At 42.2% G+C, this 21835-nt stretch carries 18 protein-coding genes, 1 pseudogene and 1 other annotated feature; of the genes and pseudogenes, 8 read left to right on the top strand and 11 right to left on the bottom strand.

Going from position 1 to position 21835, the window contains the following annotated elements; genetic code table 11:
• Window positions 1-266: 266 nt before the first annotated feature.
• The gene (locus tag ACJROX_RS04815) at window positions 267-824 is read right to left on the bottom strand and encodes a pre-peptidase C-terminal domain-containing protein (RefSeq protein WP_408009626.1); all 558 of its coding nucleotides are present in this window, start codon (window positions 822-824) and stop codon (window positions 267-269) included.
• Window positions 788-1990 carry a S8 family serine peptidase gene (locus ACJROX_RS04810; RefSeq protein ID WP_408009625.1) on the bottom strand — a complete coding sequence of 401 codons (1203 nt, stop codon included), beginning with the start codon at window positions 1988-1990 and terminating at the stop codon, window positions 788-790. The genes ACJROX_RS04815 and ACJROX_RS04810 overlap by 37 nt, the downstream gene beginning before the upstream one ends.
• A 267-nt stretch (window positions 1991-2257) precedes the next feature.
• On the opposite strand from ACJROX_RS04810, the gene ACJROX_RS04805 reads away from it, so the two are divergent.
• The gene (locus tag ACJROX_RS04805) at window positions 2258-3637 is read left to right on the top strand and encodes a Glu/Leu/Phe/Val family dehydrogenase (RefSeq protein WP_408009624.1); all 1380 of its coding nucleotides are present in this window, start codon (window positions 2258-2260) and stop codon (window positions 3635-3637) included.
• 214 nt (window positions 3638-3851) lie between these two features.
• On the opposite strand, the gene hutG is transcribed toward ACJROX_RS04805, so the two are convergent.
• The 4 genes and pseudogenes from hutG to hutH all read right to left on the bottom strand — a co-directional run bounded on the left by hutG (window position 3852) and on the right by hutH (window position 9262).
• On the bottom strand, window positions 3852-4835 hold the full coding sequence (hutG, locus tag ACJROX_RS04800) for a formimidoylglutamase (RefSeq protein WP_408009623.1): 984 nt from the start codon (window positions 4833-4835) through the stop codon (window positions 3852-3854).
• On the bottom strand, window positions 4780-6060 hold the full coding sequence (hutI, locus tag ACJROX_RS04795) for an imidazolonepropionase (protein WP_408009622.1): 1281 nt from the start codon (window positions 6058-6060) through the stop codon (window positions 4780-4782). The genes hutG and hutI overlap by 56 nt, the downstream gene beginning before the upstream one ends.
• Window position 6061: 1 nt before the next feature.
• Window positions 6062-7738 (bottom strand): urocanate hydratase, encoded by a 1677-nt coding sequence (hutU, locus tag ACJROX_RS04790; RefSeq protein ID WP_408009621.1) that lies wholly within the window; start codon window positions 7736-7738, stop codon window positions 6062-6064.
• Between the two features lie 22 nt (window positions 7739-7760).
• Window positions 7761-9262: pseudogene (hutH, locus tag ACJROX_RS04785) on the bottom strand (histidine ammonia-lyase).
• 352 nt (window positions 9263-9614) lie between these two features.
• On the opposite strand from hutH, the gene ACJROX_RS04780 reads away from it, so the two are divergent.
• On the top strand, window positions 9615-10082 hold the full coding sequence (locus ACJROX_RS04780; protein WP_408009620.1) for a hypothetical protein: 468 nt from the start codon (window positions 9615-9617) through the stop codon (window positions 10080-10082).
• Between the two features lie 227 nt (window positions 10083-10309).
• On the opposite strand, the gene ACJROX_RS04775 is transcribed toward ACJROX_RS04780, so the two are convergent.
• Both ACJROX_RS04775 and ACJROX_RS04770 read right to left on the bottom strand, forming a co-directional pair.
• On the bottom strand, window positions 10310-11044 hold the full coding sequence (locus ACJROX_RS04775; protein ID WP_408009619.1) for a C39 family peptidase: 735 nt from the start codon (window positions 11042-11044) through the stop codon (window positions 10310-10312).
• A 149-nt stretch (window positions 11045-11193) separates the two neighbouring features.
• A complete protein-coding gene (locus ACJROX_RS04770; protein ID WP_408009618.1) occupies window positions 11194-11382 on the bottom strand; it encodes a hypothetical protein in 189 nt (62 codons plus the stop codon).
• A 697-nt stretch (window positions 11383-12079) separates the two neighbouring features.
• On the opposite strand from ACJROX_RS04770, the gene ACJROX_RS04765 reads away from it, so the two are divergent.
• Window positions 12080-12166: a YjcZ family sporulation protein gene (locus ACJROX_RS04765; protein ID WP_236314729.1), complete on the top strand. Its 87-nt coding sequence runs from the start codon at window positions 12080-12082 to the stop codon at window positions 12164-12166.
• A 164-nt stretch (window positions 12167-12330) separates the two neighbouring features.
• Here ACJROX_RS04765 and ACJROX_RS04760 read toward each other — a convergent pair whose 3' ends face one another.
• Complete coding sequence (locus tag ACJROX_RS04760) at window positions 12331-12951, bottom strand: hypothetical protein (RefSeq protein WP_408009617.1); 621 nt, start codon at window positions 12949-12951, stop codon at window positions 12331-12333.
• 215 nt (window positions 12952-13166) lie between these two features.
• On the opposite strand from ACJROX_RS04760, the gene ACJROX_RS04755 reads away from it, so the two are divergent.
• The 4 genes from ACJROX_RS04755 (at window position 13167) to ACJROX_RS04740 (ending at window position 18561) form a co-directional block, all read left to right on the top strand.
• Window positions 13167-14012 carry a CAP domain-containing protein gene (locus ACJROX_RS04755; protein ID WP_408009616.1) on the top strand — a complete coding sequence of 282 codons (846 nt, stop codon included), beginning with the start codon at window positions 13167-13169 and terminating at the stop codon, window positions 14010-14012.
• 78 nt (window positions 14013-14090) lie between these two features.
• Window positions 14091-15443, top strand: coding sequence for a DUF2254 domain-containing protein (locus tag ACJROX_RS04750; RefSeq protein ID WP_408009615.1), 1353 nt, complete (start codon window positions 14091-14093; stop codon window positions 15441-15443).
• 89 nt (window positions 15444-15532) lie between these two features.
• Complete coding sequence (locus ACJROX_RS04745; protein WP_408009614.1) at window positions 15533-16864, top strand: DUF2254 domain-containing protein; 1332 nt, start codon at window positions 15533-15535, stop codon at window positions 16862-16864.
• Between the two features lie 110 nt (window positions 16865-16974).
• On the top strand, window positions 16975-18561 hold the full coding sequence (locus ACJROX_RS04740; RefSeq protein WP_408009613.1) for a phosphodiester glycosidase family protein: 1587 nt from the start codon (window positions 16975-16977) through the stop codon (window positions 18559-18561).
• A 182-nt stretch (window positions 18562-18743) separates the two neighbouring features.
• Here ACJROX_RS04740 and ACJROX_RS04735 read toward each other — a convergent pair whose 3' ends face one another.
• Entirely contained in the window at window positions 18744-19343 is a 600-nt protein-coding gene (locus ACJROX_RS04735) for a peroxiredoxin family protein (RefSeq protein WP_408009612.1), read from the bottom strand.
• A gap of 157 nt (window positions 19344-19500) precedes the next feature.
• Window positions 19501-19724 (top strand) — a binding site (T-box leader).
• Window positions 19725-20109: 385 nt separating this feature from the next.
• On the opposite strand from ACJROX_RS04735, the gene proS reads away from it, so the two are divergent.
• On the top strand, window positions 20110-21540 hold the full coding sequence (gene proS, locus ACJROX_RS04730) for a proline--tRNA ligase (protein ID WP_408009611.1): 1431 nt from the start codon (window positions 20110-20112) through the stop codon (window positions 21538-21540).
• Window positions 21541-21665: 125 nt separating this feature from the next.
• Here proS and ACJROX_RS04725 read toward each other — a convergent pair whose 3' ends face one another.
• A complete protein-coding gene (locus tag ACJROX_RS04725) occupies window positions 21666-21824 on the bottom strand; it encodes a hypothetical protein (protein ID WP_408009609.1) in 159 nt (52 codons plus the stop codon).
• Window positions 21825-21835: the final 11 nt, after the last annotated feature.

Genomic DNA, 21835 nt, shown 5'->3' with positions numbered 1-21835 from the left:
CCAAAGTATCATTTTTGTTTTATTCGGACAATTCGGATTACAGAAAGTGAATTTTTACCCATTTTTGCATAGATTATTTATTTTTTCATAAATATTCGAGAGGAAGATTATTTCTTTAAACCAAAAGTTTTAATAAACCTTATTCAATATTTTATTTGTTATCCGATAAAATAGCAAAAAGAGACTACCCCTTGAAAAGGTTAGTCTCCATAATTGATAGAAGATGACCTGCCTGAGCAAGTCATCTTTCATATTACTGATCTATCTTATTGATTTGAAGTAAGGTTCAACGTATGAGTACCTGCGCTCAGGTCTAGATAATAGGAGCCGCTTCCGGAATAAGAAGAAACTTTAAGGGTGTAAGTTCCTGTTGTTGTCGGTTTGAACGTGATCGTTTCCTGACGTTCCGTGCCTTCTGCCTTTGCAACCTGTTGGCCTGATGGATTGTAGAGATAGACATCAAAATCAGGAGTGCTTCCCCACCATAAGAATCCAGGCTGCCAATCAGGGATGATCAATGTTACTGCCGGAGGATAGTTCGTGTTGTCGATATTGAATTGATAAGTATCAGCTGTTCCGGATCCACCTAGAGAGTTTTGCTCTGCGAAATGGTTAGGAGTAGCGATGTTTGTACCTGATAAGTTACCAGCATCACTGATTGCTGCAAAACCGTCCAAACGGCCATGTCCATAATCGACATCCTTACCTGCTGGACCCCAGTCTTCAGCTGTATCCGCTAGGATATTTCTCACCTGGTTCGGGGTGAGAGCGGAATTCGCTTCAAGCATCAATGCGATCGTACCTGCAGTGAAAGGGGTCGCCATGCTGGTGCCCGAATAGGTACATATCCATTACCGCTGTTTGCTTGAGCTGCAGTCAGATTATAACCTGGTGCGATGATATCAGGCTTGATGCGTCCATCAGCTGTTTCTCCTCTGCTTGAGAAATAAGCTAGGAAAAAGCCACCTTCACCAACATCTGCTCCTGCCCCTACAGTAATCGCCTTTTCAGCTGCACCCGGGGATCCAACCGTTTTCTTGCTCGGACCAGAATTACCAGCTGCCACTATTGCGACAAGGCCAGCGTCAACTGCGTTATTGACTGCTTGGGAGGTTGAGTCCGTTCCATCAGAGCTGGCTGGTGTTCCTAAACTTAAGCTCAACACTTCAATACCGTACACATCCTTATTTTCCACAGCCCATTCAATACCCGCTGTAACGGTACTCATACTCCCGCTTCCCTGGCTGTCCAACACTTTGACACCGACTAATGCTGCCCCTGGAGCAACACCTTTGTGTGTCGGATTACCGTCTCCATCACCAGCCACAGTACTCGCTACGTGCGTCCCATGCCCTTGATCGTCATAAGGAGTGGTACGATTATTGACAAGGTCCTTCCAACCGATGACTTTCCCTTCATCCAGATCAACATGGCTGGCGTCGATTCCTGTATCGATGACAGCTACGACCTGGTCATCTTTCGAATAAGAAGAGACATTTCCATCGCCATTCCCGGTCAATCCATAATCAGCTCTAGCTTTTTCAGTACCGAACCATGTATTTGCTGTCCCATTGAACACTTTGACTGGTGCATCATATTCAACTGATTTGACGAATGGCAGCTTTTCTAATTGTTGAATTTGCTTTTTCGACATCGATGCAGCTACACCATTGATCGCCTTATCGAATGTGAATTTCGTCTCGAACTTTCCGACTTTGTTCATGATCGCTTCATGCGCTTTTTGATTTGCCATCGAGTCATCGAAACGGACGATAACCTCAATCTTATCTGATGCCTGCTTTTCACTAAGTATCGATTCAAGATTATCGAATAATTTGTTATTGTCTTCGTTAACCATAGCAGGTGCAAAATCGGGATTTTTCGCTTGTTGCAGCTTTTTTCCTGGCTCAGCACCGCTGACTCCTCCTAAGGATGTCAATAACATACTTGTTGCTAATACTGCTGATGCGACAACATGTTTCTTTTTCATTCCTTTTCCTCCCTCAAATTTTGTTACTTTTTAGAAGTATTTTGATTTTTCTGTAATTAAATCGTATTACATTTGACCTAGGATATAATGAGGGAAAAGGATGTAATAACCGATTTACTAAACTATGTAAAATGTAGGATTTATTTCTATATGTGTTTTTTAGGGCCAGTTCGACCATCCTATCTAATGAAGTGTTTTATCTTTTTAGTTGATGGGAAATGATTGATATACTTTAAATACACAAATATTCATTGGGAGGTATCAGTTATGGCAGGCCAAAACGGTGCGATTGTCCAACATTCACTAGATGCACTATTAGAAGACGAGTCCTTTTTACCAGATTTGAGAGAACAGGATAGAAAGCAAGCTTTTACTTCTCTTACTGCGATCCTATCAACACCGAACCATATACATAAATCGTTTTTACGGATTGCTTTAGAGAATGGAAAAGTTGTACGGATTCCAGCATTCCGTGTTCAACACAACAATACACTTGGTCCCTATAAAGGCGGGATCCGGTTCCATGAATCTGTAAATGAAGATGAGGTCACGAACCTCGCTTCACTCATGACATTGAAAAATGCTCTTCATGAAGTCCCTTTCGGAGGAGGTAAAGGCGGGGTCATCATCGATCCGAGAGACTTTACCGTCAATGAATTACATCAAATTTGTAAAAAATATGTCCACTATTTCAGTGACATTTTGGGCCCAGATAAAGATATTCCGGCACCTGACATGGGAACTGGGGACCGTGAAATGGACTGGATGATGGCCGAGTACAAAAGCATACGCCCCGGAACCCCATACCGTGGAAGTTTCACAGGTAAAAGTATAATTAATGGAGGTTCATTGGGAAGAAGAGAAGCGACAGGTAAAGGGGTATATTTCACCTACCGTTACATGATGTCAGATTTCTTACAGGACCATAAGGAATGGCTCGGTGCACAAGAGAACCCTTTTGCGCAGACCGCATTAAATAATAGTGATCGACAATTGAAAATGGCTGTCCAAGGCTTTGGTAATGTAGGTTCTGTTGCCGCGCTTGAAGCTTACCAATGTGCACACTTGAAAAATCGAGTTGTTGCTGTCAGTGACCGTAATGTCACGTTATATAACGAAGACGGATTAGATATTCCGGCCCTTGTAGATTTTACTGCTAATAATAACGGGGAACTTCCTACCACAGAAGAAGAACTTAAAGGATTGGAAATGAAGGTAGAACTTCTTAATCGTGAAGAGGTTCTATACCTCGATGTCGATGTGTTGTTCCTGGCGGCTCTTGAAGATCAAGTCCATAAAGATAATATGGAACGGATAAAAGCGAAAATCATCGTCGAAGGAGCGAATGCCCCAGTGACTACGGAGGCCGATGAATATTTAGCTGACAAAGGCGTCATCATCGTTCCGGATATCCTTGCGAATGCCGGCGGGGTTATTGTTTCCTATTTTGAATGGGTACAAGGTCGGGAAACGCAATTTTACAGTGAAGAACAGGTATTCAAGCTGTTATTTGATAAGATGCAAAACACCCTGGATACGATTTTACCGCAGTTTTTCGGAGATCCATTCCCTTTGAGGCAAAATTGTTATATCCATGCCGTCATGAAGCTTTCTACAGTACTGTTCCGACAAGGAAAATTGTATTGATAAGTGAAGAAAAGAAAGCGATCTTTAAAAAAGCAGGTGCTAACGTGAAAAAAGTGAAATTATCTTTAAAATTTCAGGATTATCTTTAAAATTTCAGGGTTATCTTTAAAATCGAGAAATCATCTTTAATTTCAAAATCACAAAGGGAGTGATCATCTAATAATCAATGATCACTCCCTCTTCTTCAGTATAAGCCAGCCTTCGACAGGTTTTTTTATCCTCGATGTAGCATGAATGTCAAGATGATGAAGGCTGCCAGTTTACTGGTCATGTTTCTGAAATCCACAGCTGGGTCGATTTCCACAATGTCCATACCTTTGACCATCGGCTCTTTTGCAAGCATTTCGATACCCTCTATTAGATCATCACTTGTCATTCCGCCTGGTCCGATAGCAGGACATCCTGGGGCGAAAGCTTGATCCAGAACATCCATATCTAAAGAAATATAGATGACATCGACATGTGCCTTTAGTTGCTGAATGGAATGGTGCAGGACATCGGTCAGGCTCTGCTCTCTTACATCTTTCATTGTGTAAACCGTCACGCCATGTTCCTTACCATACTGATGATAAGGCTGGCTGTTTGAAAAGTTACGGATCCCGATTTGTATCAATTGAGCGCCATTTATGACCCCTTCTTCTATAAGCGCTCGGAATGGCGTGCCGTTTCCAGTCCCTCCATCTTCCCGATTGCGGAGATCATGGTGGGCATCAAATTGGATGACTCCGACTTTCTTTCTATTTTCCGAAAAAGCACTGATGCTCGGATAACTAATAGAATGATCTCCACCCAGGATAATCGGAACCAAATCTGGCTGCTCTTTCAATACATTGGTAAGAGTTTGATAGATTCGATCATGTGATGCCGGAATATCAGTCAGGTGCATTTCGACATCACCGAAATCAGTGATCGTCTCCGACTCAAGATCTTTTTCTTGTTCGATTGCATAGGTCGAGAGTGTCGAAAACATTTGCCGGACGACACCCGGTGTTTGGGATGCTCCAGAGAGACTGATCGAAGGCTTTGATAATGGTGCCCCTATTAGACCAATGCCGGTTACCTGGCTTTCCCCGTCCCATGGATGAATGATTTCATGGGCTTTTATGACTTGGGAATCTTTGAAACCTGCTTCCCCTGCTTTTTTAAGATATGGAAACTTTGCCAATACGCTCTCCCCTTTCAAAGAGAGTTTCACCATTTTTCAGTACTGTTTTCACATGATTGACGCCGTAATGGTATGGAATATACAGATAGTTCGGTGCATCCCAGATGACAAGGTCAGCGTTTCGTCCTTCTTGTATTTTCCCTGCTTGCTCCCCGCATCCGATCGAATATGCAGCATTTACCGTGACCGCATTCCAAATCTCTTCAGGAGTCATCCTCAATTTTAATGCCGCCAGATTCATGATGAACTGGAGGTTTTCAGTAGGAGAGCTTCCTGGATTGAAGTCCGTAGCCAGCGCCACTGCCGCATTCCCTTCAATCATCTCACGAGCTTTCGCGAACTCGTTTTTATTCAGATAGAAGGTCGTTCCTGGTAAAAGAACCGCAATCGTGTTTGTTTCCCCCAATTTCCTGATTCCTTCGTCAGAGGCTCCGACTAAGTGATCGGCTGAAATCGCCCCGACTTCACATGCCATTTCAGTTCCTCCTAGAGGATCGATTTCATCCGCATGTATTTTAACGTCAAAGCCCAATTCCTTCGCTTTACTCAAATACTTGCGTGATTCCTCCACAGTAAAAACGCCTGTTTCACAAAAGATATCGATGAAGCTTGCGAGCTCTTGTTCTTTGATAGTCTCCATGACTTTGACCATTTCTTTAAGGAAGGCTTCAGACTTTCCTTTGTATTCGTGAGGAATGGCATGAGCACCTAAATACGTTGAAACGATATCATTCTTTTGGTTTTCTTGAAGCCGCTTGATGACACGAAGCTGTTTGAGCTCTGTATCTGCATCCAACCCATAACCGCTTTTCGCTTCCAACGTAGTGATTCCATAGCTTTGCATCCGTTCCAAATGAAACACTGCTCTTTCATAGAGAGTGTCTTCGTCCGCTTCACGGGTCGCCTTAACAGTCGATAAAATTCCGCCTCCCTGTTTCAGGATCTCCAGGTAAGGGACCCCTTGTTGTTTAAGGGCCAATTCGTGTTCGCGTGATCCTCCGAAAACGAGGTGCGTATGCGGGTCCACTAAACCAGGTGTAACCAGCTTCCCTTCGCAATCGATCTCATCTGCTGTTTCAATGATTGGGGCCTGATCAGCAGGACCTGCATAGGCGACTTTCCCATCCTTGATGGCTACCACAGCTTTTTCTACCAATCCGACTTCTTTCATTGCTTCACCTTTACGGATTCCTTCTGATCCTTGCATCGTCAGTAACTGACCGATATTTTTCAAAAGTAGATCTGCTTTAACTGTCATGTTATACTTCGCTCCTTCCGCTCACGTTGCTTTTATCCAACATCGGGATTCGGACACCCTTCTCTCTGGCAGTTTGGATGGCAAGCTCATAGCCTGCATCAGCATGTCTTACCACGCCCATACCAGGGTCAGAGGCAAGCACACGTTCAAGTCTCTCTGCTGCTTCCTTCGTGCCATCTGCAACGATGACCATGCCTGCATGCTGTGAGTATCCCATTCCCACACCACCGCCATGATGGACAGAAACCCAGCTTGCCCCGTTGACTCCATTGATCAACGCGTTCAGGATCGGCCAGTCACTGATGGCATCACTGCCATCTTTCATCGATTCTGTTTCCCTGTTTGGAGAAGCTACAGAACCACAATCGAGGTGGTCACGTCCGATCACGATCGGTGCGCTCACTTTACCGCTTTCAACCATGTCGTTGATGATTTTGCCAAGCTTTGCCCGATCTCCGTACCCTAACCAGCAGATTCGTGACGGCAGCCCCTGGAATGCCACTTTTTCCTGTGCCATGCTGATCCATTTGCATAAATGCTCGTCATCGGCGAATTCTTTCAAAATCACTTCGTCGATCGCATAAATATCTTCAGGGTCCCCAGAAAGGGCTGCCCATCTGAATGGCCCTTTTCCTTCACAGAACATAGGCCGGATGAAGGCTGGTACAAATCCTGGAAAGTCAAAGGCACTCTGGAAACCTTCATCTTTTGCAACTTGACGAATATTGTTTCCATAATCAAAAACGATCGCGCCAGCTTTTTGTAAATCAACCATCGATTCAACATGCTTCCGGATGCTCTCTTTCGATTTTTGAATATAGGTTTCCGGGTCTCTCTTCCGTAATTCTTCGCCCTCTTCGAGCGTGAATCCGACCGACAGATACCCGTTCAATACATCATGCGCAGACGTCTGGTCTGTTACAAGATCCGGAATTTCACCACGTTTAACGAGTTCAGGTAAAATGTCTGCTGCATTTCCTAGTAGAGCGATTGAAAGCGGCTCTTTTTTCGACATTGCTTCTTTTGCTAGTTTCAATGCTTCGTCGATCGTCTCGGCTTTCGTATCGCAATACCTCGTTTCAATCCGGCGCTGGATCCGATGAGGATCGCATTCTATCGCGATGACGACCCCATCATTCATCGTGACAGCAAGCGGTTGAGCACCACCCATTCCACCAAGACCTGCAGTTACGGTCAATGTTCCGGCAAGCGTACCCTCGAAATGCTTTCTTGCCGCTTCTGCAAAAGTTTCATAAGTCCCTTGTAAAATGCCCTGCGTTCCGATATAGATCCAGCTTCCTGCTGTCATTTGCCCATACATCATCAAACCTTTTTGCTCCAGGTCTCTGAAGGTCTCCCAATTGGACCAGGCTGGAACAAGATTCGAATTAGCGATCAATACCCGCGGGGCGTTCTCATGGGATTTAAAAATTGCGACCGGCTTTCCGGATTGGACCATCAACGTTTCATTGTTCTCAAGGTCTTTCAATGATTCTACGATTGCATCAAAGCTTTCCCAATTCCGTGCAGCTTTCCCGATTCCCCCGTATACAACCAGCTCTTCAGGTTTTTCTGCCACTTCTGGATCCAAGTTGTTCATCAGCATCCGTAAAGCTGCTTCCTGAACCCAACCCTTCGTATTCAACGTTGTTCCTCTAGGCGCTTGAATTTTTTTCATTATAATTCCTCCATTTTGGAATTTATTGTTCGATCAAAATGTCTACCCAATTAGTTTCTTTCAAATCCTGTGACAATCTTTCAATATCTTTGGCGAAGACACGGTCGCCTGTGATGCTTGAAGCAATCCCTCTTCCGGTCCAGTACTTTCCGAGTCCGCTGTGCCATTAAATCAATTCCCCTGTATTCGACGGCCTGCATAGCACAGAACCATTCGATGGCAAGAACATTCCGGGTATTCTGAATCACTTGATACGCATGCCGTGATCCGATCGTACCCATGCTCACATGGTCTTCCTGGTTCGCTGACGATGGGATTGAATCGACACTTGATGGATGAGCTAATGTTTTATTTTCAGAAACGAGGGAAGCGGCTGAATATTGCAGAATCATGGCACCAGATTCCACTCCAGGGTTTGCAGATAAAAACGCTGGTAGGTCACTCAATTGTGGATTGACCATCCTTTCGATCCGGCGTTCTGAAATGTTCGCCAGTTCAGCGATTGCAATGCTCAAGAAATCCATGGCGAACGCAATCGGCTGTCCATGGAAGTTGCCACCGGAAATCACCTTTTTCCCAAAATCGAAAATGAGTGGATTATCCGTTGCAGCGTTGATTTCAATCTCGAGCTTTTCTTTCACGTAATTCAACGCCTGCCAGGTCGCCCCATGAACTTGTGGAATACATCTCAAAGAATAAGCATCCTGGACTCTCACTTCTCCTTGGCGGGTCGAAAGCTTGCTTTGCTTTAAATACATCCTGATTCGCTGAGCGACACCAACCTGCTCGGGATATCCTCTCGCCTGGTGGATTTCCTCTTCAAACGCATCCGTTATACCTCTCAATCCCTCTATTGTCATCGCACCGATCAGTTCACTTTGATAGGCGAACTTTTCGGCTTCGAGATAGGCTACTACCCCTCGCTGTCATCGCTTGAGTGCCGTTGATCAAGGCGAGCCCTTCCTTGGCACTTAATACGAGCGGAGATAAATTTTCACTTTTTAATGCTTCTTCCCCAGTAACCCGATTTCCTCTATAGTAAGCTTCACCTTCACCGATGAGTACTAGTGCTAGATGTGATAGAGGGGCTAAATCTCCGCTTGCTCCTAAAGAACCTTGCTGCGGGATGATGGGATGGATTCCTCTATTGATACATTCGATCAATAAATCAATGACTTCCTCCCGGACCCCGGAAAATCCCTTCAACAAAGCGTTCGTCCTTAATAACAGCATCGCTCTGCTCACAACCTCTGGAAAGGGTTTCCCCACCCCGCACGCATGGCTCCTAATCAGGTTGAGCTGCAATTCTTCTACTTGTGATGGCTCGATCCATACATCACTCATTTTCCCAAATCCAGTCGTAATACCGTAGACAACTTCATGGTTGGAAACGATCTTTTCAACGGATTTACGGCTCACTTTTACATTTTCAAGGCTTTCGGCTGATGCTTGAACAGGTTCACTTTCAAATAAAACGTGATAGATTTCTTTTAACGTCAATGTGTTCCCCGTAAGCGTGATCACATTAAATCCCCCTTCCTAATGCACTACCAATTTAGCGAGATAAAATCCCATCAAAAAAGCCGCTGACCCGATATTTCAATCGGTCAACGGCTGTCGGCTTTCTATTGAGTTTATTGGAGTATGAAGCTTATGCAAAAATAAATCTCGCATTTTGGTCAACTTCTTTCATAATTTTCCTAATTCTATAATAACATTTTTAGTGTAAACGGTTTTTCATTCATTTGTCAATGACAACTCAAAACTGGACAAGTTGTTTTTCAATTCTATCAATCTTCCAATCGTGTGTATAAAAAGCTTGTAGTGTGGACATTCTGTTAGTACTTAATCGAAAAAAATCGAGGGGGAAATGGGAATGATCGAAACTCAACGCTTGATCGTCCAATGTTCGATGTTACGTCAACCGACTTTACATGAATCTGCAGCCGATTTTTTTGTAGGCTTTGATAGTGAAAATACACCGTACTTATTCTTACCTACTTCTCATGGTGTGCTTGAAGATCATGAACTTTATGCTGTTCCGGTTTTAATGAGAAAGAAAGAAGCATCCTTGTATTTGCTCGATGATACGATCCTGGCAGTCGATTTGGATGACATGATTGAATTCCATTGTGATCTCACCTATTACTTCGGTCCTGAATATAACATGTTGAAGAAATATTTGAAAAGTACGGAATACCGTTCTTATGTAATGTGGAGTAACGGTATGCGGCAGGATCAAATCAACGAATTGCTTGATTCATATGCTGCCGCAGATTCGGAAGAACTTAGACAGTCGATCAGGGAAAAATTAAGCCGTTATAGTGGACAAACCAGTAAATAAAAATTAACTATGAAAAAATGGCCTACACCTTCGTTTGTGGCCATTTTTTTATGGAAAGTAGCTGGTTATGGTTCAATTGAATGAAATTAGCTCAGAACAGTTAAATCAATCGACTTATCTTTCCAAACCAAGGTACAAACTTTACAACTCAAGAATTATCCCAAATAGGAGATTTTCTTTATGGAGAGAGTGACCTCAAGGTAGATATCCTTTTCGGTCACTCTTTATTATTTATACGTAATGGCATGACGTCCCATCTGCTCCCAGCCTTTCTGAAATTGGGATTTAGGAATTTTGCGGTTCTTCATGCCAGCTAGAGGATCATTGAAGTAGATATTTTGTTCATCGTACCCGGTGATCAAAACTGAATGTTCCTTATAAGTGATCATCATCTTCCCTTGCGGTGTCTGCCATTCAACCCAGTACTTGTCAGGTACATGGGAGAATAGAATATTATTGATGACCCACACAGGCTTCTCATTTTCCACATGCTGCATGACGTCTTCAAAATCTGCCCCGGTAAGATTGACAATTCGCCCTGGAAGGTACTGCTCAGCTAAATCAGCAATCGGATTCGAGTAAACTCCTAAGCCTGGCTTGTTTATATCATACATATTTCCGACAAATCCCTGATTCGGATTTCCGAAATAGGTAATGCCATTTTTTCTTTGGTAAGGAGTCGTGTCTTTTCTGACCTCTTTAGCCAGAGTCATTTTATCGACATTCAATCCTGCATGCCGCAACAACATTGCAAGGCTGGTGACTTCACACCCTCTTGGTAATTCAGGTAACTGTTTGATTAAAGGAACCTGTAACAGGACCTTTTGTTTTTCTATGGTTTCAACAGTTTGAATTTCCTTGAATGAGGAAGATATCTTTTCCGGTTGCTTGGAAATCGTAACGGAATTGCTGCAGCCTGCAACGAGCATTGCACAGACGATAGCAGTAGAAATTTTCCTCATTATCATACCCCATTTTTTTGGGATGTATGATTAGGTTCACCAGCTTATTGGAACGAAAAACATATGACTTATTGGTAATTCGACCAACATATATATCAATCCGTTTGAATATCTTGCTTATTTTTGTAAAAAATAAAAACAGCCACTGATTAGACTGTTTTTTCATATTCTGATTCATCTTTTTTATATGAAGTCATTCCGAATGTAATTGAACTTACACCGATCAGACCGAGTATGAATGAAAGAATGTATGGCATTGAGTATAGAAAGAGTGAGGATTGAGCTTCATGGATCTTCGTTGAACTTAGAAGCGTATCCCACCAGTTGAAACCGACCACGCTGACTAAAATCAGTACGATACCACTTACAATTTGTTTAATTTGTTGAGCTCCCCTTTGAAGTATATGTTGTTGTAAACTACTATTTCCTTTTTAATTCACAACGAAACCTTTTTTGTCGAAAGGGGGTAAAAGTCCTAGAAATTATTATCCAGGTATAATTTTTTCTGCTCAATTTATGAAATCCACTCCCTTTCAGCGGGATAAAGAAAAGCGGAAGCAACCTGCTTAGTCACGTTGGTCACTGGAAGACTGACGAGGAGGCTCGAACCAAACAAAGTTCGATTCTGCGCGGGCTCTCGCCTGGCTCGCTTATCCGAGGAGTGTCGCGGATTTCGCTTTAAAAAAACAACTATCTATGAAGAAAACTTGGGAAATCAAGCTCTAGTATAGATTAAGCCCTAGTCCCTCCAAAAAGTAAATACTATTTACTTCGTGCGGAATGTTTGCTACCGAAGTGACCAGCTTGTGTTGTATGCTTATACTGAAGAAAGTATTAAATCATTTTACAGTGAAAAATTTATAACCATAATCAAACGCCTACTAAAAAAAGCTTTTTTATTTCAAAAAAATCTTTATAAATCATAAAATTCCATATTTGTCCTAATTCACTTGTCCATACAAAGTGAATCAAAGAGCATATTGTATTAGTGTGAGGAATCTCTCACTGGAGGCAGTGTTCAAAGGGGGTGTTAGCATGAGTTACTCTTACGGTGCTGGGTTTTCCTTGATCGTAGTATTGTTTATCTTGCTAATAATTGTAGGTACAGCGTTTGTATATTAAACCTTTTTGTACTTCCCCTAATCCTAAATAGTTAATTATAAACGCTTCACTGTAATTACTATTACCCTTCCAATCTTGTACGGAGTGAAAGTCACAACATCCCCCCTGTTGTGGCTTATTTTTTTATGAACTCCATCCCTTTCATCTTGAACAATAAGCGGCCATTAAACCTTAGCTTTTACTTCATCCTGGAACCACTTAGGCATTTTTCCATACTTATTTACATACTCAAGGTCTTCCTGTAGCTCCTCCAGCATGAATTTCACATCTTGGCGTACATCGATCGCTTGCAGCTGCAGGGTTTGGCGATCTTGTTTAGTCAAATAATCCCTGCAAGCTTCTGTATAAGAAAGGTGAACCTCGTGGATATACTCTTCAATTTCATAAACCTGTTGAAGTAGTAACAACATTTCGATACGATAACGGCGGAATTCATTCTTTTTGATTTTCAGATGCCGCTTTGCTGCCATCACTTCACGATCCAATCCTTTCTTCAAGGGCTGCACCCACTCGTTCAATCGATCCTTTTGTTCTCTTGTAAGGTGTGAACTTTCCTCTAACACCTTTCCTAGCTCTTCTGTCAATCCGTTCAGTTCTGATCGCACCGATGAAAGGTTTTCCTGATTGGATCGTTCGGCTGTATGCTTCTTTTCAAACAAATCTTCATATCGCCTCAGGAGCTTTTCTTTTTCTTCATCTAAATCTTCTTGTTCTATTTTTAAGCGTTGTAATTGTTCTTCATACTGCTTCTTTATTTGTTTATATTTCTCCAATTCTGGATACAAAACAGATTCCTCCTTAAATTCCGCTCATCCCTTATAGTATTCGAAAACAAATCGAAATTTTCGCATATTAAAAGTTTAATATAAATAAGTACTATAGATAGCGTTCAAACACCCTAAAGCTTATTATCGTTTCCAATTAATTCCTAACCCCCAGCAAATAGTTTCATAGCCGAAATGTGTCTATGTAACTATAAAAACTTAGGAGGTAGGAAAAATTGTTCAAGAAAATTCTTATTACTTCTTTACTATCCGCATCCATTTTTGGGGTTAACGCTGGTATCGGTCAAGCTTCTACTGGCCAAGAGCAGCCTCAAGTACATGTATATAAGCAAGTCGCTCAGGTCCAAATCGACCAAAACAAGGTTCAAGATTATGTCCAAAATTGCTTGAAGGGTAATGAACTTGACCCTGCAATTAAAGAAAAAATCTTGGAAGCTTTAAAAGAGGCTCAAAACCAGCAAGGTGAGAAAAAAGAAGAAGCTCCAGCTCCAGCTGAGCAGCCAAAAGCTGAGCAGCCAAAAGCTGAGCAGCCAAAAGCTGAGCAACCAAAAGCTGAACAGCCTGCTCCAGAAAAGGAAGCAGCTCCAGCTCCAGCACCTGAACAAAAGGCAACTCCACAAGAGCAGCCTAATACAGAACAACAAAAATCAGAACAACCAGCTTCAGAAGGTGAATTCCAACTAACTGCTGATGAGCAGCAGATGGTTGACCTTGTGAACCAAGAACGTCAAAAAGCTGGACTAGCTCCATTGGAAGTTGATCCTGCATTGACGAAGATGGCGCGTGCAAAATCAAAAGATATGATCGACAACAACTATTTCAGCCATAATTCACCAACATACGGATCTCCATTCGATATGATGAAACAATTCGGTATCGAATACAACACAGCTGGTGAAAACATTGCTGGAAACAGTTCAGTAGAAGGTGCACATACTTCTCTAATGAACTCTGACGGCCACCGCAAAAACATTCTTGGCAGCCAATATACTAAGATTGGTATCGGAATCGTTGACGGTGGACCATATGGTAAAATGTTCTCTCAAGAATTCACTGGTTAATAAAGATTTTAAGGAAGCATCAACCCAATCGGTTGGTGCTTCTTCTTTTTGGGTATAAATAGGAATAGGGAAAGAGGGATGAAGCAGATGAAATTGAATGATTTTTGGCTTAAATTCAGGCATAGCTTTTGGTTTTTACCCATTTTTTATGGAGCCCTGGCCCTCATCATGGCTATTTTGAGCATGTATCTGGAAGAAGCCATCCCTACTAAGAAAATCGCAGATTATGTGCCAAACGCACTGATGACTGACGTGAAAATCGGCCAAACCATTTTAAATGCGATTGCGGTTTCTGTCTTGACGATGACCACCATCACGTTTTCATCCATCATGGTGGTTCTGACTACATACTCGTCCCAGTTTTCGCCGCGGACTTTACAGGACTTCATCAGTGATGTCGTCACCCAGCGCGTTTTAGGTGTATTTACTGGTGGATTCGTCTACTCATTACTCTTATTGCTTTTTTTAAAGGATCTGAGTGATAAGAAATTATTTCTCGGGCCTGGCATTGCTGTCATCTGGGCGATAGTCTGTCTTGGATTCTTCGTCTTCTTCATCCATCATGTAGCAACATGGACACAGGTAAATAGTTTGATTGATAAAATCACCACTAGGACACAAGAGACGATCCAGAACAGCTTCCACTTGGGGATCGACCAGACGAAATCAAAGCAGCTTTCTGTAAAAGAAAATATCAATGAGCTCGAGAAAAAGGAACAAATTACGATCAATGCACCGACCTCCGGCTATTTACAAATGATCAAATTAGGACCAATTCTGAAAAAAGCTACGGACAACGATCATGTCATCAAAGTAGAACGAAGAATTGGTGATTATGTCCTGAAAGAAACACCATTATATTCCTATCTCGATACTACTTCTTTATCGAAAGAAGATAAAAATATGTACGAGGAATGCTTTGCGATCGGTCCAGAAAGAAATACGGTCCAGGATGTCGAATTCGGCATCCAAAAACTCGTGGAAATTGCTTTGCGTGCCATTTCCCCTGGTATCAATGATCCGCATACGGCGATCAATTGCATCAATCGGATTGGAACGATTTTAGCTGAGTTAGGCGAAATCATGTTTCCTCAGCCTTACTATTACGATGAGGATAATAATCTAAGGGTGATTCTCGATATCCAATCATATCGAGAATTGCTTTATAAAGCTTTCTATCAGCTCCGTCACTATGCAAAAGAAGATGTCTCGGTATGCGCTTCCACGATTTCCGTTTTGCATGGAATCGTTGAACGGAACAATCTTGATCGCTCCATCCATAAAATTGTATGGGATTTTGCCATCTATTTTATCGAGGGAATCGAAACCGATGTATTGTTGGAATGGGATAAACAATTCATAAATGAAAAAATCATACGTCTTGCCAAGACAATAGGACGTGAAAAAGAATACAAGCAAGTGAAATTGTAAGGGAACTGAGCCGATGGCTAAGTTCCTTTTTTCATAAAATACCGTAAAGGAGGGAAAATAGGACAGATGAACTGCGAGGTGTTTATTTTATGTTTTTGAAGAATTCCTTCCATAAGATCCATCAAAGTTTCTGGTATCTTCCTGCTTTCTATAGTTTAATTGCAACAATCCTTGCTTATGTTTCAGTAGAAGTAGACTTTTGGATGGATTTTCACCAGTTGCACATGCGCTTCCCAAGTTTCCTGATGACCGATCGCAATACGATACAGTTAGTTTTAGGTGCATTAGCAACATCAATCCTGACCATGACAGCAATCACTTTTTCATCTATCATGGTGCTTTTATCAACCTATTTATCTCAATACTCGCCTCGTACGCTCGATAATTTTTTGAGTGATATGGTGACTAGAAGGGTTTTAGGTATTTTTATCGGTTCATTCCTATATTTTGTCCTTGTCCTAGTATGGATGAACATTTCCGATCAACATAGCTTTTTAGTGATTCCCAGTTTAACTGTATTGTTTTCTGCAATATGCATCGGATTTTTTGTCTATTTCATCCACCATGTCGGAACATGGATCCAAGTCAACAACCTCATCCAGGATATCACGGATAATTGCCTTTCCATCCTGTCCTCCCATAAAGTGGATCGCTCAAATTTGGATACTTCTGCTACTTCTCCATGGTCTAGTTGGGAAAATGAAGAATATCAGCTGAAAGAATGCCGTAAAGCCACATCTAAGTTCTCAGGCTATCTTCAATTCATTGATTTAGACAGGATCGTCCAGCTTGCAACACGGGATGATTTGATCATACGTTTTGAAAAGAACATTGGCGATTATGTTGATGAAGGCACGGCCCTCTTTTCTTATTGGTCTTTAGATGACCATACTTTTGAAATAGAAGATTATTTGCAAAATATCCGTGTCGGAGCTCACAGGACCACAGAGCAGGATATCGAATATGGGATTCAGAAACTGACAGAGATCGCGCTACGGGCCATTTCACCAGCCGTAAATGACCCTTATACAGCAATAACCTGTATTCAGAGGCTTGGTAAAATTTTGTCACGATTAGCACAAACATCGTTGGAGGAACCTTATATTTATGACAATGAAAAAAACCTGAGGATCATCCTCAACACAGGTGAATTTTCACAGGTGTTGTACAAAAGCTTTTATCAGATACGCCATTATGGAAAACAGGATGTTTCCGTCATTGGAGCAATCTTTGAAGCGTTGACGTTGATCGCAGAAAAAAGCGCTCATCCTATCAAGGATTCGATTTGGAAGTTTGCAAAAGCGATCGTTGAAGGGATCGATCGTACTGCACTCATCCATCTTGACTTCCAGTACTTGAACTATAAACTGGATGAATTGGCACGCTTCACCGGACACCAGAAGGAAAAGCATCTGCTTTAGCCTGGTCTATACTACAGTCATTCTTAATCAAACGTACACAATTATTTAATCCGGCATTATTATTCTCCTTATAAGATGGTATTGTCCAAAACGTAAGGAGGGTATGTTTTATGTATAATTCAGTAGTAAAAACTGGATTGCTTACTTTAATGGCAGCAGTGATGATAGCTTGTATGCCATTGGAGAGGATCGATATTGCAAAAGCTAGAGAGACATCTTCAGGAGTAACAACAGAAAAGGTTTCCCTCGGCCAGGGTGATTTATCTGAAAAACGTGAAACGAACCGACTGGCAAATGGCGTAACCCATACAGAAATAAAAAGAGGAGAGCGTTCTCCTTCATCCTACTTTACGATTGATGTTGGTTTCTATGAAACGAAAGATGAGACAAGATCGACAGTCAAAAAGCTGCGAGAAGATGGTTATAAAGCTTGGATCCACTCTATTAAAGGCCAACATTATAAAGCGACGGATGTTCCTGACAAGGTAACGGGTCATGTTGTTCGTACCGGGAAAAGTGATGGCGAAGATGAAGCTGTAAAACTATTGGAAAAAGTGAAAAATGACGGTTATGAAAAAGCACGAGTCACCTATTCCGAGTATGATGGAACGATAAAAACAACAGGGCCTTGGGAAATCGATGTAATTGAGATAAATCCTCAAAAATTTGAAGGCAGACTTACAAACGGATTGGCAAATGATCAAATCGCTGGCCGAGAAACATTGTCCTCTATGTCTAAACGAAAAAACGCTTTAGCTGCCATAAATGGGGGTTATTTTGTGGTAGGTCAACAGGATGGTGTTCCGGGAGACCCAGCAGGTATTTCAGTCATGAATGGTCAGTTGATCAGTGAATCAGTAGGCGAGCGTACAAGTTTGATTCTTTCTGGAAAGGATATTCAAATTGGAAATGTAAAAACCAATGCGACAATAATGTCTGGTAAAGGCGAAAACATTTCCGTTGATGGCATCAACAGAAAACCTGGTTTGATCCGCAGTTGCGGCGGAATCGGTGATGAGCCTACAATAAACCCTATGCATGATGTAACATGTTTTGACGATAATGAATTAATTCAATTTAATCGTTCTTTCAGTAACATTACCCCTGCCGGAAAAGGATTCGAAGTTATATTGAATGAATCTGACATTGTCATCGCCACAAAAAACAACAGAGGAAGCGAGATACCGGGACAGGGAACCGTACTATCAGCAACAGGCGAGAAAGCAGAATGGTTGAAGAAAAATGCTGTTATTGGAGAGAAGCTTTCTTTAAACAATAATGTTTCTGTCGATGGAGAAGAAATAGATTTGACTCCTGATGTATCTATGATTAACGGTGCCCCTAGACTTTTGAAAAATGGGATGAAAACCATCCCTTCAGATAAGGAAGGCTTCCATTGGAGTGCTGACTTCTTTTATCATTTTGGACTGTATCGGCATCCGAGAACTCTTGTCGGCGTCAAAGAAAATGGAAACATTTTGCTCGTCACAGTTGACGGTCGTAATCCCGATAGAAGCATCGGCATCAATTTCCATGAAAGCGCAGAATTACTCAAGTCTCTTGGAGCTGTCGACGGTATGAACCTTGACGGTGGCGGTTCTACAACCATGTTTGCAAATGATCGGATCGTTAATGTACCCTCTGACAAAACGAACGAACGTCCTATTGCCGATGGAATATTCATTGTGGAAAAGTGATGCTATCAAATAAAGAAAACTCGGGCTTTGACAAGCCTTTAGCGCAGGCTCAGCCTTAGTTGTGCTTATATTGAAGAAAGTATTTTATACTTTCTTTAAATGTAAAATTGGCTGCCCTGAAACATTGGAGGCAGCCTTTTCTTATGCACTGTAAAGAGAAAGATCTGAACAGCCAAGTTTGTTTATTTTGCTAACTGCTGCTCCAACTGATCCAATTTTACAGGACCCATGATTTTGTTTTTAACGATACCATCCGGGTCGATGATGTAGGTGGTCGGAATCACGATGATCTGGTAGTCCTGGCCAACTGTCCCTTCTTTATCGAGCGGAACCTCAAAAGGAATTTCAAACTCCTTTGAAAACATTGATACTTGCTCAATGTTTTCTTCCTCCGAACTGAGATTTACAGCAAGGATGGCGACATCCTCCTTCTGGTGCAGATGATGGAAGTTGATCAATTCAGGAATTTCCTTTTTACAGTACGTACACCAGGTCGTCCAGAAATTGAGGATGACTGTCTTTCCACGATAGTCTGATAAAGAGATTTTTTCCCCTCCAAGGTTTTGTAACGTGAAATCAGGGGCTTCTTTTCCGATTTCTGCAATTGCTGTCCGCACATTTGCAGCTTCTACTGCTTTACCCGAGCTATATATCGATGGGGTAGCTTTCATGTTATCGATGGTTAGTTTCGATTGCTCGGTTGTACTTGGAATTCTCCAAGAAAGGAAGCCAAGACATATGAACAAGCTTACTAAAATGGTAAATTGTATTCGACGTTGCATTTTCTCACCTCGACAAATGACCTTACTATAATATAAGTAGGAATAAGCAAAAAAATGAACAAGCATTTGATATTCTTATATTTTTTTGAAATTGTGGCAATCCTGTATATTAATTCTTGACAATTAAAGTCAGTCGGATTATATTACTTTCAAACAACCTGAAACAATGACGAGGATCAGTAAAATGAATCGTGTCTTTCCTAGAGAGGAAACTATCTGCTGAAAGGTTTCCATAGACCGGTATTTGAACCTACCTCCGAGTTCTGTATCGAAATCGACTAAGATACAGCGGATCGTTATCCGTTATCAACTTCGAGTGTATATGGCACGAAAGAATGCTGTATGAAAATAGGGTGGTACCGCCAAGTCTTGGTCCCTTCTGGGGTCAAGGCTTTTTATTATGTAGTCTTTTTTAACTTAATCGTTGATTTAAGCGAAATGCACGACACTCCGGCGGGAAAAGCGAGACCCCGCAGCTAGGAACGAACGAGGAGGCTTCCGTAATTAGGCTATGAGATGTAATGTCTAGCTCAGCGACCAGTCACTTGGATCACTTCAAACTTCCTGCGGCGGCCGACACATTGATTTACATCTTATGGGTGAGCCCACGCAGAACCGAACTTTGTTTGGTTCGAGCCTCCTCGTCAGTCTTCCAGTGACCTACGTGACTAAGCAGGTCGCTTCCGCTTTTCTTTATCCCGCGGAAAGGGAGTGAATTTCGCGCAATCAACATTTAAGAATTCAGAAAAATCAAGAGGTGATCAAGATGGGAAAAGGATTTGTCCAAGATGTTACTGCAATGGAAGAGGATTTTGCACAGTGGTATACCGATGTTGTCAAGAAAGCTGACCTGATCGACTATTCGAGTGTACGGGGATCCATGATCATTCGTCCATATGGGTATGCGTTGTGGGAAAATATCAAGAACGAGCTTGACCGTATGATCAAAGAAACAGGACATGAAAACGTTTATATGCCATTGTTCATCCCTGAAAGTCTTCTTAATAAGGAAAAGGACCATATCGAGGGATTTGCACCTGAAGTGGCATGGGTCACCCATGGGGGTGAAGAGGAATTGACGGAACGCCTTTGTGTCAGACCGACCTCTGAGATTCTCTTTTGCGAGCATTATAAAAACATCATCCATTCCTATCGTGACCTGCCGAAGCTTTATAACCAATGGGCGAATGTCGTCCGCTGGGAGAAAACGACAAGGCCATTCCTGCGTACTTTGGAGTTTTTATGGCAGGAAGGTCATACGTGTCACGCAACTGCTGAGGATGCGCAAGAGGAAACGACAAAAATGCTGGATGTGTACGCAGAGCTTTGTGAAGACATCCTGGCCATCCCTGTTTTAAAAGGGAAAAAGACAGAGAAAGAAAAGTTCACTGGTGCTGATTTCACTTACACGATTGAAAGCCTCATGCATGATGGGAAGGCACTCCAATCAGGCACATCCCATTACCTCGGAGATGGATTTGCGAAGGCATTCGGAATCCAATACTCCGATCAGAACGGTGAACTTCAGCATGTCCATCAAACATCCTGGGGACTTACAACGCGTGTGATCGGGGCAATGATCATGGTCCATGGTGACGACCGCGGACTTGTGGTTCCGCCAAAAGTGGCACCTACCCAAGTGATAGTCGTGCCGATCGCTCAGCATAAAGAAGGTGTGCTTGATTTTGCTTATGAGCTGAAAAAGCACCTTTCCAGGACTGCCCGTGTGGATATCGATGCTAGTGATAAAAAACCTGGCTGGAAATTCAATGAATATGAGATGAAAGGCATACCAGTCCGCTTGGAAGTCGGACCTAAAGATATTGAAAAAGAACAGGTCGTATTAGTGAGACGGGATACTGGGGAAAAGCAGTTCGTTCCTCTGAAGGACCTGGATGTGAGGATTGAAAACCTGCTTGCAGATATCCAGAGGAACCTGTTTAAAAAAGCGAAGGAACTACAAGCCGAAAAAACGTCGATTGCCGTGACATTCGATGAGTTCCAAACCGGACTGACGGAGAAGCCTGGATTCATCAAAGCGATGTGGTGTGGCGATACATCCTGTGAAGAAAAGATCAAGGAAAAAACAGGTGCAACCTCACGCTGTATCCCTTTCGAACAGGAAAAATTGTCGGAGAACTGCTTCTGCTGTGGGAAAGACGCAAAGCACATGGTGTACTGGGCGAAAGCCTATTGATTTTACCGAAAAAGCTAAAATCATCGAATTAATTTAAGTTTGTACCGAAGTATTCTAAAATTGCACCAAATATGTTAAAAGACAAAAAAGGCACCCATTCAGGAGTGCCTTTACCTCTGTTTTCTTTAAAACATCGGTAAAATATAATTAATGAGAAAGTATAAGATTCCGAAGAAGATGATGAGGTATGCTGCGTATTTGATGAAGGTTGACGCTACCAAGCTGGAATCCTTTCTCTTTTCCACTTTTCGCTCACGTACATCCAGATCATCATGACGGTCCATAGGATCACTCC

The sequence above is a fragment of the Pseudalkalibacillus sp. A8 genome (assembly GCF_045920555.1).
In the GTDB taxonomy this organism is placed as follows: Bacteria; Bacillota; Bacilli; order Bacillales; family Fictibacillaceae; genus Pseudalkalibacillus.
The sequence above is the reverse complement of the archived record's forward strand: the minus strand, read 5'-3'. Positions and strand labels throughout refer to the sequence as shown.